Here is a 20,678-nt window from a genome sequence, read left to right as displayed (position 1 = left end):
GGGACTGAAATGCTTATCTTTAAACGAGAAATTTCGCCGCCTCTGTCTGCACAGGCACAGCAAGCAAGAAAATTTATACCAGTCCCGCGTTGGAATATAATGGTTCTGTTGTGTTTAGAATCGACTATAACATCAGTTATCAAAATCTTAGTAAACGTCTTATCAAAACCCCTTTAAATAAATGAGAGTAATTTTATGTCCACCCCGATTCAGCCAGAACCAACCAATGAGCAGCGCCGCATTATTTATCAAGCCCGTCGCGGGTTAAAAGAATTGGATTTTTATTTTGATCCTTATGTTAAAGAGCTGTATCTAACGGCAGACTCTGCTGAGCAGGACACATTTGCGCAAATGTTGACGCATGAAGACCCTGATTTGTTAGACTATTTTACCAATCAAAATCGTCCAGAAGATGATGCCATATGGACATTGGTCAATAAAATTAAAACGTGGCGTCATACCAAGGATTTGGCTTAATGGTTAGTGCTTAATTTGGATACAAATAATAATTGGCTACATTTAAGATAGATAGTTTTGAACTTTTGATTGCCTATTAGTCTCACGTTTTCTTTGGCGTTTACACATGACAGTAACCCCTTTGCGTATTGATACTGCTATTCAGCCTGCCAGCTACTTACGTTTAATGCTGTATGTTGGTTTAACCGGCGTTATGGTTGTACTTGCATGGTTTGCTGCTTTAGCATTGTGGCAGTCTGTGCTTATCCTAACAGTCTCCGCAGCAGTTACTATCTATCTGACGCTCTCACGACCGATACTATTGCATTTTAGCCAGCCACCGCTTAGTCAGCGTGTCGATAGACAATGGCAACTCCTGATTCGTACGAGTCGCGGTGATGAGCTATGGCAGGCACAATTAATCAATGTTTACCGCTATCAGTGGGCGATGAGCTTTGAATTCATTATCGTAGAACCTTATAGACGGTCTTTGTCAGTGACAGTATTTCGCGATCAAGTGAGTGCTGATCAATGGCGGGGCCTGAGTATTTTGGCCAATGTTAGCGGTAGCAAAGCGGGGTGAGCCATTAGTATTTTATTACCTTCAACTTTGTTTTCCTTTTACAGTTTTATGAACGCTCTACAAACTTACGAACGCCTACATGTCATAACAAAACACCTATCTTTGTGATAAAAGAGATTTGCTATATTGCAACATAAGAATAAAGCATATAAGCCAACACTCTTTTCCATCATGTGCTGATGCACTGTCAGTGTTTTGCAAGGGAGTCGTGGCTTATACTAATAAATAGTATGACAAAAAGAGGAATAAATTATGAGCTTATTAGGGAATTTAGTGAGCCAAATTGCCCGTAGTGCTATGGATCCAGAAGATGCCCAGCGTAACCCAGTTAACCAACGTACTACCTCTCATCGGACTGGCGGCCTTGGAGACATATTGGGTAGTGTGCTAGGCGGCGGCAGTCAAGCAGGTGGCTATAACCCAAGACAATATGATCGTCAACCAGATAATGGCTTCGGTTTGGACGATATTATAGGTGGTCTCACTGGCGGCAATCAACGCGGCAGCGTAAGCTCAGGCGCTGGTGGTCTGGGAGATATCTTAGGCGGTGTATTGGGTGGTCAACGCACGAGAGGCGGTTTTGGTGGTAAGGGTATGCTAATCGCTGCACTGATGCCTATGGTATTAAGCTGGATCAAACGTAATGGTGGTTTGAGCGGGGCATTATCTAAGATTACTGGCATGGGTTATGAAAAACAAGCGCGCTCTTGGATGAGTAATCAAGAAGATAATGACAATCTTGATCCAAATGAGGTCAGTCGTTTGTTTGATGAAAATGAAATCCAGCAAGTGGCTGCTCATACGGGTGCCAATGAAGTCGAAGTGCGTCAAGGTCTTTCGGAGTTGCTGCCTGAAGTTATGAATCAGCTAACACCAAATGGCAATTTGGACAACGAAACAGAGGCCAATACGGAAATTGACCAGATCATGGGCCAATTATCTAGCCGACTAAATACTTTAAAATAAGTTTCTATTTTAAAAAGCGCCAGTATCAATCAAATATTTGATAAAAAAGAGTACATCTGATGATGTACTCTTTTTTTATTGTCGATATAGCATAAATGTTCTCAAAGGCATTGACGCTACTTATTTAATTATCTAAAAAGATATGTTAAAAATGGTGAACAATAACGAAACAGTTATATAAATCTTATAAGATGATTATAGAACTCATTTAGGGCCATCTTATAAGGATACCTTCTCATGCCATTTAAGCCTATCCAAGCGGCAATAGCCATCTTTGTTGGTTTGATAATTTGGTTTGTCATTCCCGTTCCTACTGGCGTCACGCCTGACGCTTGGCACATGTTGGCATTGTTTATTGCTACTATCGTCGCTATCATAGGTAAAGTACTACCGATTGGGGCAATTGCTATCATTGCTGTTACGCTAGTGGCGCTTACTGGCGTCACGAGTGACAGCCCAAAACAAGCCATTAGCGACGCATTATCGAGCTATTCAAGTCCACTGATTTGGTTGATTGGTATCGCAGTCATGATATCGCGTGGCTTGATAAAAACTGGCTTAGGTCGACGTATTGCTTATTATTTCATCTCTATTTTTGGCAAAAAAACCATTGGCGTTGCTTACTCTCTAACAGCAGCAGAATTGATGATAGCACCTATTACGCCTTCTAATACCGCTCGTGGTGGTGGGATCATTCATCCCATTATGAATTCAATTGCCCACAGCTTTCATTCAACCCCAGAGGAGGGTACTCAAAACAAAATGGGTCGCTATTTGGCGATGGTTAACTACCATGCCAATCCCATTACCTCTGGCATGTTTATTACTGCTACTGCTCCCAATCCTTTAGTCGTAGAACTAGTCAATAAAGCCACAGGCGGTGACATTCAACTGTCGTGGACGACGTGGGCGGTGGCAATGTTTATACCTGGCATGCTGTGTTTGATCGTCATGCCGTTAGTTATTTATATGATCTATCCACCTGAAGTCAAAGTCACGCCTGATGCAAAAGGTTTTGCAAAAGACAATTTGGCAGAAATGGGTCAGATAAGTACTCAAGAAAAAATCATGCTTGGGGTATTTGCGCTTATGTTGGTGTTATGGGCAAACATACCTGCCTTGATTTTGGGTGAGCAGTATAGCGTTGACGCGACTACGACGGCTTTTATTGGCTTGACAACCTTGATACTCACTGGCGTCCTGACTTGGGATGATATTCTAAAAGAAAAATCGGCATGGGATACCATTGTCTGGTTTGGCGCGCTCATTATGATGGCGGCCTATCTTAACGAGCTTGGTTTGATTGCTTGGTTCTCAGGTAATATAGAGTCTCTGATTGGTACAACTGGGGTAGGTTGGATAGGGGCGGTGACTATTTTGACCTTGATCTATTTATATATTCATTATTTTTTCGCGAGTACCACTGCCCATATTACCGCGTTATTTGCCGCTTTTTATGCAGTAGGACTGACATTAGGCGCACCGCCGATGTTATATGCACTAATTTTGGCCGCGGCAGGGAATATTATGATGACGCTGACCCATTATGCGACGGGTACTGCGCCAGTTATCTTTAACTCTGGCTATATAACATTGAAAGAATGGTGGAGTATTGGTGCGATTATGAGCGTGGTCAACTTAGTTATTTGGATCGGTGCTGGTTTGATTTGGTGGAAACTACTCGGCTATTATTAATAAAGAAACACACCCTAAATAATTAAAAGTAAATAAGCTTAAAGACAGTCAGCTAAAAGCGCTCATCTAACGTCTCTAATGTATAGTTGAGCGCAGCAAAACAAATATCGGTATTGAAACCTCTGTATTGTAAAAATCGTAATTGGCGCGCTTTGTCTTTTTGCTCAATAGGTATATCGTCGCCGTACTTTTTGGTACGGGCGATGACTGCCAATTTTAGCCAATCGACACCGTCGATTAGATTGTCTGAGCTGTCATCTACAAACTCGCTAAACTCATCAGACTCGTTATTTGCCATATCAATCAGTTCATCGATATTACTTGGCATAGCGATTTTTTTGCGATAAAACTCTTGCTTGATACGTCCGCGACCGCGACCTTTACGAATATTTTCGCGTATCAGCATCAATGTGGTTCGATAATCACTTTGATAGCCTTTTTCTTCAAATTCATCAAGCAGCGCGTCGATTCTTTCTGGGTCTTGCTCTTTATCAATCAGCTTTTGCTTGAGTTCAGCTTTGCCATATTCACGCCGTGATAGGTAATAGAAGGCCAACCAACGTAAGCGGCTTTCAGCTTTAATCGCATCGACTTCTGCTTGCCGCTGCTCTGGTGTACGCAAGTAGGCTTTGAGTGCCGCTGGTAAATTGTCGTTTTGGCTATGCGTTTCGCTGTCAACGCTCGCTGTTAGTGCAGGTGGTTGTTCCGAGTTTTCTGCATACAGTTTGCCATCAGTAGTGAAGCAATTATCGGCTCCATTTCCATGAACGTTGTGTTTCACTTCTGCCAGCATCTCTTTGATACTTTGGGCTTCAGGCGGCTGATAAGCAGACGCGTCGCTAGGCTCAGCTGTAAAATTGGCAGCTGGATGAAAGCGTTTTTTACGTTTTTTAGATTTGGCAGGTTTTTGATTAATAGAGGAGGACGATTCGAAATATTCTACATCAATAATAGAATCACTGGACAAAGATGGCTTTTCATCCGAATGGATTGAGCGCTTACGGGCTTTAGTTGATTTTTTTGGCTGATCTTTATAGGAGTGCTTAGAAGACCTAGATGGTTGAGAAGGACCCTTTTTCTGGGTACTAAGAGTACTCGCTGAGTCAGTATCTGATTCAGCGAGTATTTCAGCTAAGGTTTTAATTTTCATTGTAAATCATGGTTATTGATAACAGTTAACTATCGAAACGTTACTGTACAGGTTCAGAAGCCAGATCTTCATTGGCTTCATCAATCTCTGGGGCTTTGCTCTCTTTTTTCACCCCAAGTTTTTCATCACGAATCTTGTCTTCGATCTCTTTAGCAATAGCAGGGTTTTCTTTCAAGAACAACACAGAATTGGCTTTACCTTGACCGATTTTTTCATCGCCATAGCTGTACCAAGAGCCGGCTTTACCAACTGCCCCAATCTCAACACCCAAATCAATGACTTCAGCTAAATGGTTGGTACCTTCACCGTAGGTAATCTCAAACTCTGCTTGACGGAATGGCGGTGCCATTTTGTTTTTGATGACTTTGACACGGGTTTGGTTACCGATGATTTCGTCGCCGTTCTTGACCGCACCGATACGGCGGATATCCATACGTACGGAGGCGTAGAACTTAAGCGCATTACCACCAGTAGTGGTCTCAGGGCTACCGAACATAACACCAATTTTCATACGGATTTGGTTAATAAAGACAACCATACAGTTAGATCGTTTGGCGTTACCAGTGATTTTACGTAGTGCTTGGCTCATAAGACGCGCTTGTAGACCCATATGGGAATCACCCATCTCACCCTCAATCTCTGCGCGAGGCGTCAAGGCGGCTACTGAGTCAATGACGATCATATCGATCGCTCCTGAACGTACCAACATGTCGGTAATTTCAAGCGCTTGTTCGCCATTATCAGGTTGAGAGAGCAATAACTCATCCGTATTTACGCCCAGTTTGCGCGCGTAAACTGGGTCAAGGGCGTGTTCTGCATCAATAAACGCGCAGGTGCCGCCTTGTTTTTGACATTCTGCAATGGCTTGCAGTGTCATAGTGGTTTTACCAGAGCTTTCAGGGCCATAGATCTCAACGATACGGCCTTTTGGTAGGCCACCAATGCCAAGAGCAATATCCAGACCTAATGAGCCTGTTGATACCACATCAACATCAAGAATGGCAGAGTCGTCGCCTAAGTGCATAATGGTATTTTTACCAAACTGCTTTTCGATTTGACCTAATGCGGCTTTGAGGGCTTTGGCTTTATTGTCGTCCATACTGGATTCCTTGTTTGCAATAATGAGTTTGGCGCTATCAATTTTGACGCTATAAATAAAATATTCGTACTATGAAAATTAAATGCTCAATGCAGCCGACTATTATTTAAATGGTAAGAGACGGCCAGTGTTTAACTGAGATGAATAGGTTGTTATATCAATGACGTAGTCAGCAATACTTAATATATTGCTCTACTATACAGTAAAATTAAATCATCATAAAAGTAAAAATAAGTTCACAACCAGTAATGGTTATAGGGATTTTTAACGCATACTATGTTCATTGGTTTTTAATGAATTCTCTGTAGCGCTTCTGATTAGATAAGGCAATTATAGCAAAATCCAAGGGTCATATAGTGGCTTGGACTATGCTAAGCGACATTAGTTGTCGCATGCTATGAAGAAGGCTATTTGTCTAAACGATTAAAAATAAAATGGTGATTTTGGACAGGAAATGAATGCGAGTTGTCAATAGGTTTATAAGTTGTCCACAACAAATACAGGGTTAATATTTTTCTGCTGTGAAACATGCTTGAGAAGAAAAATATTTTTAGAAAATATTGAAAATAATTTTCTATGGTTAGATTGACTAATTAAAGTATTGATTTTAAATGCTTTTTAAATTGTATAAAAAATGAACGATTTTACCTTGTCCTTTATGTTACCTAGGTGAATGTCTGTCAAGTATCGACTTATACACAGGGTTATCCACAGCTTATGGGGAGAACTCATAGAGCCCTTATAGCACCAATGTTTGCGCAGACAATGACTATTGAAGCGTGCATGCACAATTCCTTTTTTGGTATTATAAAATTGCATTTTCGTCAAAAAATCAATAACTATAGCCTATGTTTCACATGTTACAGTTTTATGAATTTTTTTGATTAAAAATACAGAAGGCTGATAAATGAAGGGTTAGAGCAGCCAGATACATCGATATTTTTCTAGAAAACAATAAATGATCAATTTGCAAGCACAAAAAAAGCGGCTAAATAGTTTAGCCGCTGCCTATAAGATTATCAAAATTTTACTATCAGCGTTAGTCTTTAATATAGATTAAATCCCATACGCCATGGCCACGCTCTAGACCACGACGCTCAAATTTGGTCATTGGACGAAAGTCAGGACGGTCAGTAAATTTACCCGCGCCAGCTTGATTGGTTAATCCAGAAAAACCATCTAATACTTCAACCATCCAAAACGCATAATGCTCCCAATCAGTTGCAGTATGAAACCAGCCGCCTTGTTTTAAGCTGCGAGTCACGATGGTCATACGCTCAGGACTGACAAAACGACGCTTGTAGTGACGTTTTTTCTGCCACGGGTCAGGGAAATAAAGTTGAATACGATCGATGTGGTTTTCTGGTAACTGCTTGAGCAATTGAATGGCGTCACCGTTGATGATTTTGACATTGGTTAGGTTTTGCGTACCTGCCATGTAAGCGCATTTACCAATACCTGGCTCATGCACTTCAACACCAACGAAATTACGCGTCGGCTCGGCCGCTGCCATCTCAATGAATGAATCGCCCAAACCAAAACCAATCTCTAAGGTAAGTGGAGCATCAGCACCATTAGGGCCACCAGTGAAGAGCGAGCGCAAGTTATCGATGCCGTCTAGGTTGCCATCACCGAAGCTATTATTTACTAGGTACTCAGCAAATTCTGGATCCGTCAGTGCCAGTTCGGCATTTTTATTCATGTGCGTACGCCGCTTCATGAACGTATTGACGATACGTAGGTGTTTGTCAGCACCAGGCTCTATTTCATGGTTGGTGTTGGTATCAATGTCGATAGATTCGTTGGTGTGAGTAAGGTGTTGCTCATCAGTAATAGTACTGTTGGCATTATCATTGATATCAGAATGTTGACTCATAAGATTAATAAGGCTTAATTAGGTGGGTGAGGTTGGCTCATTATAAGTCAAATCTATACAACTGTGAATGTCCAATCCTATTTTAGTGGATGTGCTGCTGCCAGCTATAGTCGATACAGATAAAATGGACATACGACATATAATGCGAGACTGGATAAATTTTTTGTAGCCTCTGTCGGCCTAGGCACAGCCAGCAAGAAAAATTTATCCCAGCCTAGATGACTTTTTTATATTGACCTGACTATATTGTTTTTCTATGCGATACAGGGGTTTTGGCGTTATCATGTAATCAGAATTGATAGAGTATCTTTCTAATAATCAAATGAGCGTACAGCCATGCTATTCATTGAGACGGACTCGCCACCACCGTTTTATCAAGAACAACTGACACCTGCCAAACGCAAACAGCTAGATGAGTGGTTTGTCGGTCATCGTAGCCAGCGCCATTATCTGAAACGCTTTGAGCAATTCGATGAGCAAGGCTATCTATCGCCAAAATGGCATTGGGCAGCTTTTTTTATCACCTTTCCGTGGCTGATATATCGTAAGCGCTACATGGATGCGATTGTATATAGTGTCGCAGGGTGGTCATTTATTCAGTTAAATGTCGCTATCGTGTTGGTTGTATTTGAATTTTTAGCGATGTCTTATGTGCCTGATGCGTATCAGATGGCCACGCGAATAGGTATTGCCGCACTTATTTGGTTGTTTTGGTCATTTATGGTGGCACGCTGGACAGACGCTTATTATTATCGGATGGCACGGCGGGAAATTGCAGACGTTATCAATGATTATCCGCGAGATGAAAATGAGCAAAAGGCACACTTGCGCCGAGAGGGCGGGGTAAGCTTGTTTGGTTTGGCACTAGGGTTTGGTTTTTTTGCTTTTGCTCTAATGGTGATTAAGGTACAGTTTTTACCCATCATTGCCAAGCCAAAAGCCAATGAAGTGTTGTTTGATGCTTATGATATTGCCAAAACAACCCAAAATCGTGTCGCATTAATTTATCAGCAAACTGGTCAATGTCCGACCAACTTATCGTCTAATACTCAAACTGAGCAGGTGCGTATTGAGATTGATAATAAGGCTGCTGGAGTCGCAGAGACGGACTGTGCTGTCATTGCTACCATTCAGAACGTCAAGTTCCCTATTCGCTACCTAAATGATCAGACACTGGTCTTTTATCATCTGTTAGATAGCGACAATTGGTCATGCACGAGTTCACTGAATGAAAAGCTCGCACCAGAGAGCTGTAATGAAGATTAGCCACTACGGTGAATTTTTAGGATCAGTGCTAACATTGTCTTTATCATCAACGGGTGTCGCTTGGCTTTTTAGAGCATCATAAAAATCGCTCAAATCCATTTTGCGGGATTTACCGATATCTTCATCAAACAAACTCTCAAGCTCTGCCATCGCCGATTGCGCTGATTCAATCATGCTGGCTTCATCGTCATAGATAGCTTGTTGACGTTCAATCAAATCATCATCATAGTCACGGAATGTTTGTACGGTTTCGCGTGCTTTTTCTGGCGAGATACCGAGCAGTTGTAGCGATTCACGCGACATATCCAATGACGATAAATACGTCTCACGCCAAATATGGCGTACGCCAACCTCACGTAGACGGTAATAATGTTGGCGGTCACGAGCACGCGCCAATACGATCATCTCTGGATAATTTTTACGCAAATATTGAGCCGTCGTGATAGAGCGCTCTAAATCATCAATGGCAAGAATAAAGAGTTTGGCCTTACTGATGCCAGCGGCACGTAATATCTCGGGATTTTTTGGATCGCCATAATAAACTTGGTTACCAAATTTACGAACGAAATCGACACGATTTGCCGAACGCTCAATGGCTGTAAATTCGATATTATGCATACGTAGCACGCGACCGATAATCTGGCCGACGCGCCCAAAACCGGCAATAATCACCTGATGCTCGTGGTCTGGAATGGCATCGTACTCGCGGCTTGGTTTGCTTTTGGCAAATAAAGGCTCGCCCACTTTTTCTAACAATAAAAACGCCAGTGGCGTGAGCGCCATAGAGATGGTTACAATAAGGTTGAGCGTGTTTGCCAGCTCAGGTCCTAACACGTTCTGAGCTGATGCGACACTGAATAAGACGAAAGCGAACTCACCGCCTTGCGCTAATGTGACGCCCAGCCTAATACTGGTCGGCCAGCGATTGCCCAATATTTTTGCAATCGCTGCAATAACGCCAAACTTAATAAGCATCAAGGCCAGCGCACAGCCAATAATAAAGACAGGCTCTGACAAAATGAGCTTGACGTCAGTGAGCATACCGACCGACATAAAGAATAGCCCGAGTAATAATCCTTTGAAAGGCTCGATACTGGCTTCTAATTCATGGCGATATTCAGAATCCGCCAGCAAGACGCCGGTCAAAAATGCCCCTAATGCCATTGATAGACCAATTTGCCCCATCAGAATAGACACACCCATAACGATAAATAAAGCGACCGCTGTCAGTAGTTCTGAGGCGCCACTTGAGGCCACAAATTTAAAAAATGGTCGAATAATATAGCGACTGGCAAAAATAAGTCCGGCAAAAACGGCAAAAACTTTGCCAAAATAAATCAAATCATAGGTTTGTTCACGCACGCCTGACAAAAAGGGAATGACAGCGAGCAAAGGAATGACAGCAATATCTTGGAACAGTAATATCGTGAAGGCTTCACGCCCATGAGTGCTCGAAAGCTGCTGTTTTTCAGTCAGTATTTGTAATACAAAAGCTGTGGATGAGAGTGCAAGGCCAAAGCCGACGATAAAAGCAGTATCCAGTTGTAAGCCAAAGAACTGATGCAAAATCCCCATCAATAGCGTGCCAGTCAAACCGACTTGCAGACCACCCAGCACAAATATCGAACGGCGTAGCGCCCACAATCTCGAAGGCTGCAGCTCAAGCCCAATGATGAACAGCAGCATGACCACGCCAAACTCAGAAAAATGCAATAAGCTCTCAGCATCGCCCGCGACATCTAAAGCACTTGGGCCCAGTATCAGCCCTGTGATGAGGTAGCCCAATACGGTCGCAATACCAAAACGCTTGCCAAGGGGTACAAAGAGCAACGCTGCGCCCAAGAAAATCGTAGCTTGTAACATTAAGTTTGGTGAGCCGGCGGCGGCAGCGAACATCTTGTATCCTTAAAGGTGGCAATAAAATGAGCAATATAAAGCGACTATAGTAAAAATGATTATGGTAAATATAATTATGGCAAAAATAATATAGCGTTGATGTCAGTTATTTTTTGCGGTAAATTTTCCAGATGCCATTGTCTGCCAGTGAGTTGCTATAGGCATCGTTACGGCGTTTGCGCGGCGTCTGCCGACTGTCTACGATTTTAAAGTCAGGCAACGCATGAACGATAAGGCCAGTGCGATAAAAGCGTACCCGCTCAGGTTCCAACATCTCGCCTTTATTGTCACGGCAAAACACATAAGCCCGCAAATCGATAAACTCACGATGTGCCACCAAACGCGCTTCCTCATCACTATCAAACACGGCTGACATACGGGCAATTTCATCAGCTGTATAATCACCACACTTGTCAGTGAGCGCGCCTACTGAGCCAAAGCTTTTGGATTCTTTGGCGCGAGTCTTGGTCAAATGCAAGCGTTGAACGTGATAGATGAACTGCGGTATCTCGAGGCTGGCTGGTAACGACAGATAGTCGGGTGGTAGATCAGCAGCGGGGTAAAAGTCCATTGCGCGCGCCAGTAACGGTTGCCAGCGCTGCTGATAAGCCTGCACCTCAGCTAAGTTACCTTCATAAATAGGCATGTCACGAATTTGACGCAAAACATCAGGCGGAAACTGCGTATCTCGAAAGCTCGCAATGTCTTCTTGCAGCGTTGATAGCAAAACCTTGGCGTGTTTTTTGCCATCTTTTGATGTGGGGTCTTCAATATGATCTGGGGCGACAAAAGGCGCTGAGCGTTTAGACATAATGGACGGTCATCAATTGGTAAATAAAAAAAATACTAATTAGTATGGGGCTCAAAGTCAAACGACGTTCGGATGGGCCAATTACTATCATTAACCAGTCGTTATTATAACCACATAAACGCTTTTAAATTTCGTTTTTTGAAGGCTTAGGACGATGATAAAAATGATAAATATCGTGCCAGCTCTAATATAGTTGATTCTAAATAAAACAAATCCATTATATTCGAGCGTTGAACTGGTATAAATTTTTCTGGCTTGCTGTGCCTGCGCAGCTCGATGCTGCGAAACTTCTCGTTTAAAGATAAGCGTTCCAGTCCCGCTGACTTGTTTTTATACTGAACTCACTATACTTTCTGTTAGCCCGTAGGCGTTTGATAAAAAGTTTGATTGATTTCTCAGTGATTATGACCAATGTGGCCGTTATTATTGATTGGCTGCATTGAAATATTACAAATCAAGGCATCACTATGTGTTTCGTGTTGTGGGTGTGATGCGCATTCAACTTGAATGGTGGCGTGATGGATACCAAGGTCTGATAGACGGTGTTCAAGCTCAGAGATTAGGGTGCTTGATTCATGAATGCTCATGTCACCATCGACAACGACGTGGCAAGAGAGCGCATTTAAGCCGCTGGTAATGCTCCAGACATGTAGGTCATGGACGGCATTTACTTGCGGGTGAGCGAGTAGCTTTTGCTCAACATTGGACAACGATATATTAGCAGGTGTGCCTTCCATTAAAATGTGTACCGAATCGCGGACGACGCGGTAACCACTCACTAATATCAGCATGGCCACAATCACTGAGGCGGCCGCATCCGCCCATACCCAACCAAATCCCATCATCAATAATGCCGCAATGATGGCAGCAACTGAACCCAGTAAATCGCTCAATACATGCAAGTAAGCACTTTGCATATTGAGATTAATTGGTTCTTTATTATTCGATGGCTTAGTAACAGATGATTTGGCGGAATTTGACCTATGATTGTGTCCATGTTCATCGTTACTATGGCTGCCTCGATGCATGAGCCAAGCGACCAAAATATTGACCAACATGCCGATAATGGCAATGATCAGCATCCCTTGGGTCGCAATTTCGGAGGGTGAATTGAAGCGTTTGATTGCTTCATAAAAAATCATCAGGGCGATGATAATCAAAGTGGCACCATTCACGCCAGCAACCAAAATCTCAAAGCGCTTATAGCCAAATGTTTTTTGATGAGTGGCGGCTTTTTCACCAATTTTAAACGCCATTAAGGTGGCGCCAAGGGCTATCGCGTCGCTTAGCATGTGACCGGCATCTGATAACAGCGCCAAGCTGCCTGTGAGCCAGCCGCCGATGGCTTCGATAAACATGTAGCCCGTAATGATGATAAAGCTAATGAGCAACGTCCGTTGATAGCCTGTCGTATCTCGCGGAAACGTTGTCTGATCTAAATGGGCGTCGTGATCATGACCGCCTTGCTCATCGTGCATATAGGTATGATGCTCACCATCTTGATGTTGATGCAAGTCATCAGTCCCCTGATGAAGACGGTCATCTTGTGGAGAATTTGAATTTTTTGGATTCATAGCAATACTCAGATTCGCTGACATTCAATAGAATAGTGAATAGGCATGTTATGCAAAGTAGTGATGGTGTTTTGAGCACTAACGCGAAACGACTATGATAAATTTAACATAGTCGAGTCTTGTAAACTGTAATAGCAAAGTAAAAACAAGGCGGACAGACGATACGATTTATTCAAAATAAAAAATCAGGCTGAAAGGGCAGGGCAGTTATCAATTGATAAATTTTAAGCTACCAACCTACGGGGTCAATGTCTAAAGTGAGTTTTAGGTATTTCGCGCTGGGTAAGGCAAGTACGGGTTGCCACCATTGGTTTAATATATGGTGCAATTGTCGTCGATCTTTGGCCAATAGTAGTAGCTGCACGTGGTAGCGGCTATTCTTTTTGCTCATCGGCGCGTCTATAGGGCCAAGTACGGCGAGCTGATGGGGATTTGGAAGAATGGCAATGGCATCTTTGAGCACTTGCGTGGTTGCCACTAGCGTTTTGCCTTCACAGCGTATGAGCGCCGCATAGCTATGAGGTGGCAGACCCATTAGTTTGCGTTCTTGTAGCAATTCACGAGCAAATGACAGATAGCCGTCTTTGACCAGTTTTAGTAATAATTCATTGTCCGGTTGCAACGTTTGAATCAGCACGCGCCCAGATTTATCACCGCGTCCAGCACGCCCTGCCACTTGAATCATCAGTTGGGCAGTGTGTTCTGGCGAGCGAAAGTCTGCGGACAAAAAACCGCGATCGGCATTGGGCAGACAGACGAGGGTGACATTGGGGAAGTGATGACCTTTGGCCACCATTTGCGTGCCGACCAGTATCGCAGGTTTGCCTTCATTGATACGCTGATAAATGTTTTCCCAGCTGTCTTTGCGTCTTGTGGTGTCGCGATCAATTTGAATAATAGGGTAGAGCACTTTACTGGTTTGCGGATTGGCAAAAATCGCATGCAGGTTTTCGCTCAATCTGGTGGTACCCATACCTTTAGCGTCTAAATTTTGACTGCCACAATCTGGGCAGACAGTAGGGATGTAGGCTTGCCAGTCGCAATGATGGCACTTCAAATAAGCATTGCTTGCATAATGACTGTGCTGAGTTTGGCTATTATAATGAACGGTCAGATGGGCATCACAGCGTGGACAATCTGCTTGCCAACCGCAAGCCTCACATAACAAAACAGGGGCATAGCCGCGACGGTTCAGAAATATCAATACTTGATCGCCCGCCTCTAGTGTTTGCCGTATTGCCCCAATTAATTTATCTGTCAGTCCCGTATCATAACGCGTGCCATCATCGGTGGTTTGTTGATGCGTCGTTTGCAGACGCGCATCAATGAGCTGCATGGTTGCAGGCTCAGCATTGCCAGGTCGAGTCAGCAATTGGCACTCTACCAGCTTGCCGTCATCGACCAATTTTAAATGCTCAAGAGAAGGGGTCGCTGTACCAAGTACGACAGGAATATTGGCTTGTAAGCCACGATACAGCGCCACATCAGCGGCATGATAACGCAACGTATCTTGTTGTTTATAAGAGCCATCATGGGCTTCATCAACGACGATAAGTCCCAAGTCTGCAAAAGGATATAGCACGGCTGATCGCGTACCAATGATGATTTGTGCATGTCCAGTACGGCAGTCTTGCCATCCTTGTAAGCGATGAGTGTTGTTCATTCCCGAATGCAATAACACGATATGCGCTGCAAATCGGCTGGCAAAGCGCGCTCGCGTCTGCGGTGTCAAGCCAATCTCTGGTACTAAAATCAAGACCTGCTTTCCGGCTTCTAATACCGCTTGCATCGCCTGCAGATAGACCTCAGTCTTACCACTGCCCGTAATACCGTTTAACAAAAACCCAGTATAATGCTTGGTTTTATGAGCAGCAATGATCGCATCGACAGCAAGCTGCTGCTCCGCATTGAGATCCAAGGGCATTTTGGCCAATTTGACAGGCGAGGGTGCTTGTTTTGGTTCAATATAGCGTTCGATAAGACCTTTGTCTTCAAGCGTTTTTAAGAATGACCGCTGCATACCTTCTAGTAGTAGCACATCTTCGCTGGCACCACGCGTGCCATGTAGTTTGAGCATATCGAACTGCTGTTTTTGCTTTTTGGCATTGGCGCGAAAGTCATCATCAGTAATATGAGGTAAAATTCGCCAATGCGTAATCAGTAAATCTAACGGTTTGCCTTGACGAACCAAGCTTGGCAGCATAACGGCTAAGACATCACCGAGCGGATAGTGATAGTAACGTGCGAGCCAATTGGCCATTTTTAGCATGCTGTCATCTAAAATAGCGTCAGCATCCAGACATTGATTAATAGGTTTTAGCTTATTGAGAGGTACGCTACTGTCGGTTTTAGCAACATGATGTACGACGATACCAATTAAGGTCTGACGACCAAAGGATACCTCGACGCGGCTACCAATTTGCGGTACCTGTGTTAAAGTGGCATTGGGCAAAGCGCTCATGTCTGCTGGTAGACTATAGTCAAACACCCGATAAAGAGGCACTGGCAGAGCAACTTGTACCAACATAAAATGCACCCATCGCTTTTAGACAGTTAAGTAATGATAATGAAAGGATATAGTGCGTTCAGTATAAAAACGAGTCAGCGGAACTGGAATGCTTATCTTTAAACGAGAAGTTTCGCCTCCTTTGTCTGCAAAGGCACAGCAAGCCAGAAGAATTTATACCAGTTCAGCGTTCAAATATAATGGTTCTGTTTTATTCAGAATCAACTATAACAGCAATAAGCCCAAATATAGCTATTTGGGCTTACTTTAAAAAAGGTTATTTTGACTAAAAAATTTGGCAGTCATGATGTAGATATATAAAGGTTACTCAATATACAAGATGGACTCAATCTCGACCACACCGCCTTTAGGCAATGCGGCGACTTGAACTGCAGCACGGGCAGGATAAGGTTCGCTCAAATTGGCAACGAATACGTCGTTCAATGTCGCAAAATCATTCAAATCTGTTAACGATACATTGAATTTAACCACGTCATTTAAACTGCCACCAGCCGCTTCACAAATGGCTTTAATATTTTCAAACACTTGCTTTGCTTGTGCCTCAAAGCCGTCTTTTAATTCCATCGTATCAGGATCAAAACCAAGCTGTCCTGAAATATAGACAGTATTGCCAACTTTTACGGCTTGTGAATAAGTACCAACGGCGGCTGGCGCTTTATCAGTTTGGATGGTTTGACGAGTCATAATATGTCCTTTTTATATTTTTCTGGTTTGGTTGACAAGGGCGTGTCATCGTTTATGTTTCGAGAGGTATGTTTTAAACGTCATCATATAAACGCTGGCAAGCCCTAAGTTTGTTTGCTCAAAATTAACGAATAGAGTTTATCATTGTTTTTGGTTTTCTAAAAACTTCTGAACCAGCTACTCAATGTCTTGTTGAGTAGTGATTGGTGTTCATTCAGATTTTACTATAACTGATACAGTCGCATGATATTGGGAAAGCCGAGTAGTGAACGTAGCTCGCGAATGCCTTGTGCCAAGTGATTACGACTACGTACAATAATGTGAATGATGGTATCGGTGTTACGTACATCGACCGTTTCAACCCCTATGTTTAACTGGCGCAAGTGATAAATAACCTCAGTGATTTGTTCGTCACTTAGCGCAATAGACAGTTTCAGATAAGCGGGAAAGCGGATTTTGCCATTGTTCTTTATATCATGCTCGCCCAGCTCACCTTGTTTCACTGCATTGTCACTACGCCAGCGCAATTGGATAACTTGGTAAGGATTGTCTTTACGAATATCGTCAAGTGAGAAGCATTTGTGCCGATGTACAACCAAACCGTGGCGCGATAAATGACCAACGATTGGATCACCATAAATAGGATGACAGCAATTGGCAAAATTCAGCTCAACCCCAGAGGCGTTAACGATCAACTGCTGTGGGTGAGTCATGTCGGTGCTATGTTCTCTTGCCTGTAAGTCGTTGATTTCATCACTAAACAAACGGCTTACGACCAGCTGTGGCAGTAATGTACCGGAGCTTATTTGTTCAAATAGGGCATTTTTTTCTGTTAGTCCGCGCCATTCAGTTAAGTTTTTCCAATCATTTTCTGTCAAGTCATCCAGACTTTTTTGGTAAGTTCTTAGGGCACGATCCAGTGCTTGCTGCCCATGATGCTGTTTGTCGGCCGCAGACAAATCTTTAAACCACCGCAAAATTTCTTCACGCGCTTTATTGGTCACCACAAACCCCAGCCATTCTGCTTTTGGTTCTGAGTGGCTGTTTACTTCGATTTCGACCAATTGTCCATTTTTTACGACAGTACCAAGCTTTGCAGCTTTGCCATCGATATTGGCACCGACGGCCACATTGCCGACCATGGGTCCAACAGCGTAAGCAAAATCTAGCGCGGTTGCCCCTTGTGGCAGCTCGTAAGCGCGTCCTTTTGGACTATAACAAATGATTTTACTGGAGTGTAGATAATCCATCAGCTCATTGATGGTGGATACGGCCGCTGAAAAGTCGGGGCTGTTTTCATCCAAATCGTCTTCATCGACCAAGTCTTTCATATTGCGCAGCGAGGCTTGAATGACTGATTGACTGACATCGGACGCATGCTCTGCGCCGATGACGCCAAGCCTTGCGGCACTTTGCATTTGCTTGGTTAAAATCGTCACTTTTACCACATCGTTATCACGCTCATAAATCAAAGTAAGCGACTGATTACCGCCCGGTAGCGGACGGCGAATATTATCCGCAATATGACTGTCATCAATTTGATATTTTTTAATCAAATAATAAGCCAGTTTGTCACAGGATTCGATATTGTCGAGGACAATCTCAAAGGCATAATGACGTAGTAAGGCATTGATTTCCCCGCGATTGCGGAAAAACTGACGGTATATAACCACGCGGTTATCTAGAACTTTGACCAGTCCATTCAGCTCTAAATTATTAAGTACAATACTCAAATAGCGATGAATGGCTTCTCTCTGAAAATTGCGCCCAAGTCCATGCTGTAATAGCTTGTCGGACAGCTTGTTATACATATCAGAGTCAAGATTACGATAACAAAGCACTTCGATATAATCAGCAATGTCATTGAGACCCATCAGCCTCGCAAATGGTACATAAAAGTCTAAGGTTTCTTGGGCAGTGGTACGTTGTTTTTCGGGACGTACCGCATCAAGGGTTGACATATTGTGTAAGCGGTCGGCAAGTTTAATAATTAACACACGGGGATCAGCCAGTGTGGCGGTTAGAATTTTATGGAAAGTGGCCGCTTTATTTTGCTGTTTATTGTGTGAAGAGGATTTTAGCTTGGTTACTCCATCGACCAGCCTTGACACCACTTTGCCATAACGCTGCTCAATTTGCTCGTCACTGACCTCAGTATCTTCGACCGTGTCGTGCAAAATCGCTGCGATAATGGTGTCTCGGTCTAAACGAAAACCTGCCAGTATCTCAGCGACCGCAATCGGGTGAGTAATATAAGGTTCCCCTGATTTACGCTTATCTTTAATGTGCGCAATATCACCGAACTCACAGGCGTCAATAATATCACGGCGTTCAGCGACAGTAAGATATCCTACTGAACGTAGCAAATTGTATTGCGCGTCATCGACTAAATGATGACTGAGTTTGGGTAAGGTTTGACTCATAAAGTAACGATCCTATTTTTCATTACCTGTTTGGCTGATTGTCTATCAAGGTAAATGGTGACGGAATGAATGCTGGCCTACTATAAAAAAGCTTCAGCAAAAAAAAGCTGAAGTACGGGCAGACTACCTGCTAATTAATCGCAAATTTCATTCAATGTCAACTGTTAAGCGAGTAGGTACTGTGAAAATTCAAAAATTTTAACTCAACGGCATGCATCAAGGTTTAAATGGTGACTAAAACAGTCAAAACAATATCAAACACGTCCTAACTCCAACTAAAAAACCACAGTCTATGCTGTGGTCTCTATCGGCAATATGTATGCTGACTTTATAAAGCAGCTGTCATGTTTTTATTAAAAACTATGATCGCCTGACAGCGCCAAATCTAGTGAGCTGGTTGCAAAGTGATGCTCTGGCTGATTCAAAATGTCGCGAGTGATTTTACCAGCAGCAATTTCACGTAATGCCAGTACAGTAGGCTTATCATTATCGACATCAACCAACGGCTCAGCGATACCTTTGGCCAATTGACGGGCGCGCTTGCTTGCCACTAAAATCAGTTCAAAGCGATTATCAACATTATCTAAACAATCTTCAATCGTCACTCGTGCCATAAATAGCTACCTCGGTTGTTTTTATCAGCCACAGACATGATCCGCGACACAATAAAAATAATATCAAAAATATAAATGGGAATAGCCAGACATTATAGCATTTTTTGTTTTGCCACGTCGTTGCTTTTTATACCTACTTATAGTGACTTGTTGAATGGGCCACAAGTCATGGTCAGTGCCGGGTTTATTCTTCTATTGTATTATTTAATAAGTTGGTAATCGTACGATGATAACGTTGCTGTTGACGATTCAAAGTCTGTCTATCGGCCACAATAATCGCTTTTAATTCAGTCAAGGCGACCTCGAAATTGTCATTAATAATGACAAAATCAAAATGAACGTATTGTGCCATCTCCGTCACTGCACCAGCCAGACGTTGCTCTATGACTTCCATGGTGTCTTGCGCACGCGTTGATAAGCGTTGACGTAAGGTGGCGATACTGGGCGGTAAAATAAAAATCATTGTCGCTTGAGGAAATATCTTTTTGACTTGTAGTGCGCCCTGCCAGTCAATTTCTAAGATGACATCAACGCCGGCCTCCAACTGCGTTCGTACACTTTGCTCTGAGGTACCGTAGTAATTACCAAATACTTCAGCGTGCTCTAAAAATTTATTGTCACCGATATCGCTTACAAAATTATCGACGTCAGTAAAATGATAATGATGACCGTCAATTTCGCCAGGACGAGGCATACGGGTAGTATGAGACACACTGACAGTCAAATCATTGGTGGTGGCAAGTAGCTGTTTTACCAATGAAGTTTTGCCTGTGCCAGAGGCGGCGGTAATAATAAATAATGAACCTGTCATACAGTGTGTCCTAGTAAAATGTGTCCTAATAAACAACTAAAAGATGTCTTAATGAACAGCTAAAGGCTGGTAAAAATAAAAATCGCCATCATGTATGGCGATAAGAAATGAAATCAATACGTCATTATAAACGGCTTTTATGTCTTTTATTTTAATTAAAGCCACTATTGCTCATACGCTACTATCATATTGGCGCTTTCGTACAGAATGTTGCTGTAAATGCATTGCTATTTTCAAGAGCAATAAA

General features: G+C 42.9%; 16 protein-coding genes. 5 read left to right on the top strand and 11 right to left on the bottom strand.

All coding sequences use genetic code 11. The annotated features are described in order from the left end of the window. The first annotated feature begins 195 nt into the window (after positions 1-195). From M917_RS02135 to M917_RS02120, 4 genes are all read left to right on the top strand, one after another. Positions 196-477 carry an FAD assembly factor SdhE gene (locus M917_RS02135; protein ID WP_021813105.1) on the top strand — a complete coding sequence of 94 codons (282 nt, stop codon included), beginning with the start codon at positions 196-198 and terminating at the stop codon, positions 475-477. A gap of 106 nt (positions 478-583) precedes the next feature. Then, the gene (locus tag M917_RS02130) at positions 584-1,039 is read left to right on the top strand and encodes a hypothetical protein (protein WP_021813104.1); all 456 of its coding nucleotides are present in this window, start codon (positions 584-586) and stop codon (positions 1,037-1,039) included. Positions 1,040-1,291: 252 nt separating this feature from the next. Beyond that, positions 1,292-2,005 carry a YidB family protein gene (locus tag M917_RS02125; RefSeq protein WP_021813103.1) on the top strand — a complete coding sequence of 238 codons (714 nt, stop codon included), beginning with the start codon at positions 1,292-1,294 and terminating at the stop codon, positions 2,003-2,005. 237 nt (positions 2,006-2,242) lie between these two features. Continuing rightward, positions 2,243-3,700, top strand: a complete 1,458-nt coding sequence (locus tag M917_RS02120) for an anion permease (protein WP_021813102.1) — start codon at positions 2,243-2,245, stop codon at positions 3,698-3,700. Between the two features lie 52 nt (positions 3,701-3,752). Here the strand turns inward: M917_RS02120 and M917_RS02115 are convergent, their stop codons facing one another. From M917_RS02115 to trmB, 3 genes are all read right to left on the bottom strand, one after another. Next, positions 3,753-4,850, bottom strand: coding sequence for a regulatory protein RecX (locus M917_RS02115; RefSeq protein ID WP_021813101.1), 1,098 nt, complete (start codon positions 4,848-4,850; stop codon positions 3,753-3,755). Between the two features lie 40 nt (positions 4,851-4,890). Continuing rightward, complete coding sequence (gene recA, locus M917_RS02110) at positions 4,891-5,949, bottom strand: recombinase RecA (protein ID WP_021813100.1); 1,059 nt, start codon at positions 5,947-5,949, stop codon at positions 4,891-4,893. Between the two features lie 1,039 nt (positions 5,950-6,988). Then, positions 6,989-7,825 (bottom strand): tRNA (guanosine(46)-N7)-methyltransferase TrmB, encoded by an 837-nt coding sequence (gene trmB / locus M917_RS02105; protein WP_021813099.1) that lies wholly within the window; start codon positions 7,823-7,825, stop codon positions 6,989-6,991. Positions 7,826-8,161: 336 nt separating this feature from the next. On the opposite strand from trmB, the gene M917_RS02100 reads away from it, so the two are divergent. Next, positions 8,162-9,091, top strand: a complete 930-nt coding sequence (locus M917_RS02100; RefSeq protein WP_021813098.1) for a DUF2628 domain-containing protein — start codon at positions 8,162-8,164, stop codon at positions 9,089-9,091. Between the two features lie 3 nt (positions 9,092-9,094). Here M917_RS02100 and M917_RS02095 read toward each other — a convergent pair whose 3' ends face one another. From M917_RS02095 to gmk, 8 genes are all read right to left on the bottom strand, one after another. Further along, a complete protein-coding gene (locus M917_RS02095) occupies positions 9,095-10,987 on the bottom strand; it encodes a monovalent cation:proton antiporter-2 (CPA2) family protein (protein ID WP_021813097.1) in 1,893 nt (630 codons plus the stop codon). A gap of 106 nt (positions 10,988-11,093) precedes the next feature. Continuing rightward, complete coding sequence (locus M917_RS02090; RefSeq protein WP_021813096.1) at positions 11,094-11,798, bottom strand: hypothetical protein; 705 nt, start codon at positions 11,796-11,798, stop codon at positions 11,094-11,096. Between the two features lie 395 nt (positions 11,799-12,193). Next, positions 12,194-13,372: a cation diffusion facilitator family transporter gene (locus M917_RS02085; RefSeq protein ID WP_040641645.1), complete on the bottom strand. Its 1,179-nt coding sequence runs from the start codon at positions 13,370-13,372 to the stop codon at positions 12,194-12,196. 229 nt (positions 13,373-13,601) lie between these two features. Continuing rightward, positions 13,602-15,899 carry a primosomal protein N' gene (locus M917_RS02080; protein WP_021813094.1) on the bottom strand — a complete coding sequence of 766 codons (2,298 nt, stop codon included), beginning with the start codon at positions 15,897-15,899 and terminating at the stop codon, positions 13,602-13,604. Positions 15,900-16,202: 303 nt separating this feature from the next. Further along, positions 16,203-16,583 carry a RidA family protein gene (locus tag M917_RS02075; protein WP_021813093.1) on the bottom strand — a complete coding sequence of 127 codons (381 nt, stop codon included), beginning with the start codon at positions 16,581-16,583 and terminating at the stop codon, positions 16,203-16,205. 224 nt (positions 16,584-16,807) lie between these two features. Then, complete coding sequence (locus M917_RS02070; protein WP_021813092.1) at positions 16,808-19,006, bottom strand: RelA/SpoT family protein; 2,199 nt, start codon at positions 19,004-19,006, stop codon at positions 16,808-16,810. Between the two features lie 353 nt (positions 19,007-19,359). After that, positions 19,360-19,620: a DNA-directed RNA polymerase subunit omega gene (rpoZ, locus tag M917_RS02065; protein ID WP_021813091.1), complete on the bottom strand. Its 261-nt coding sequence runs from the start codon at positions 19,618-19,620 to the stop codon at positions 19,360-19,362. Between the two features lie 184 nt (positions 19,621-19,804). Further along, positions 19,805-20,431 (bottom strand): guanylate kinase, encoded by a 627-nt coding sequence (gmk, locus tag M917_RS02060; RefSeq protein ID WP_021813090.1) that lies wholly within the window; start codon positions 20,429-20,431, stop codon positions 19,805-19,807. Positions 20,432-20,678 lie beyond the last annotated feature (247 nt).

The sequence above is a fragment of the Psychrobacter aquaticus CMS 56 genome (assembly GCF_000471625.1).
Classification (GTDB): Bacteria; Pseudomonadota; Gammaproteobacteria; order Pseudomonadales; family Moraxellaceae; genus Psychrobacter; species Psychrobacter aquaticus.
Note: the sequence above shows the minus strand (reverse complement) of the source record. Positions and strands in the feature narration are given on the sequence as shown.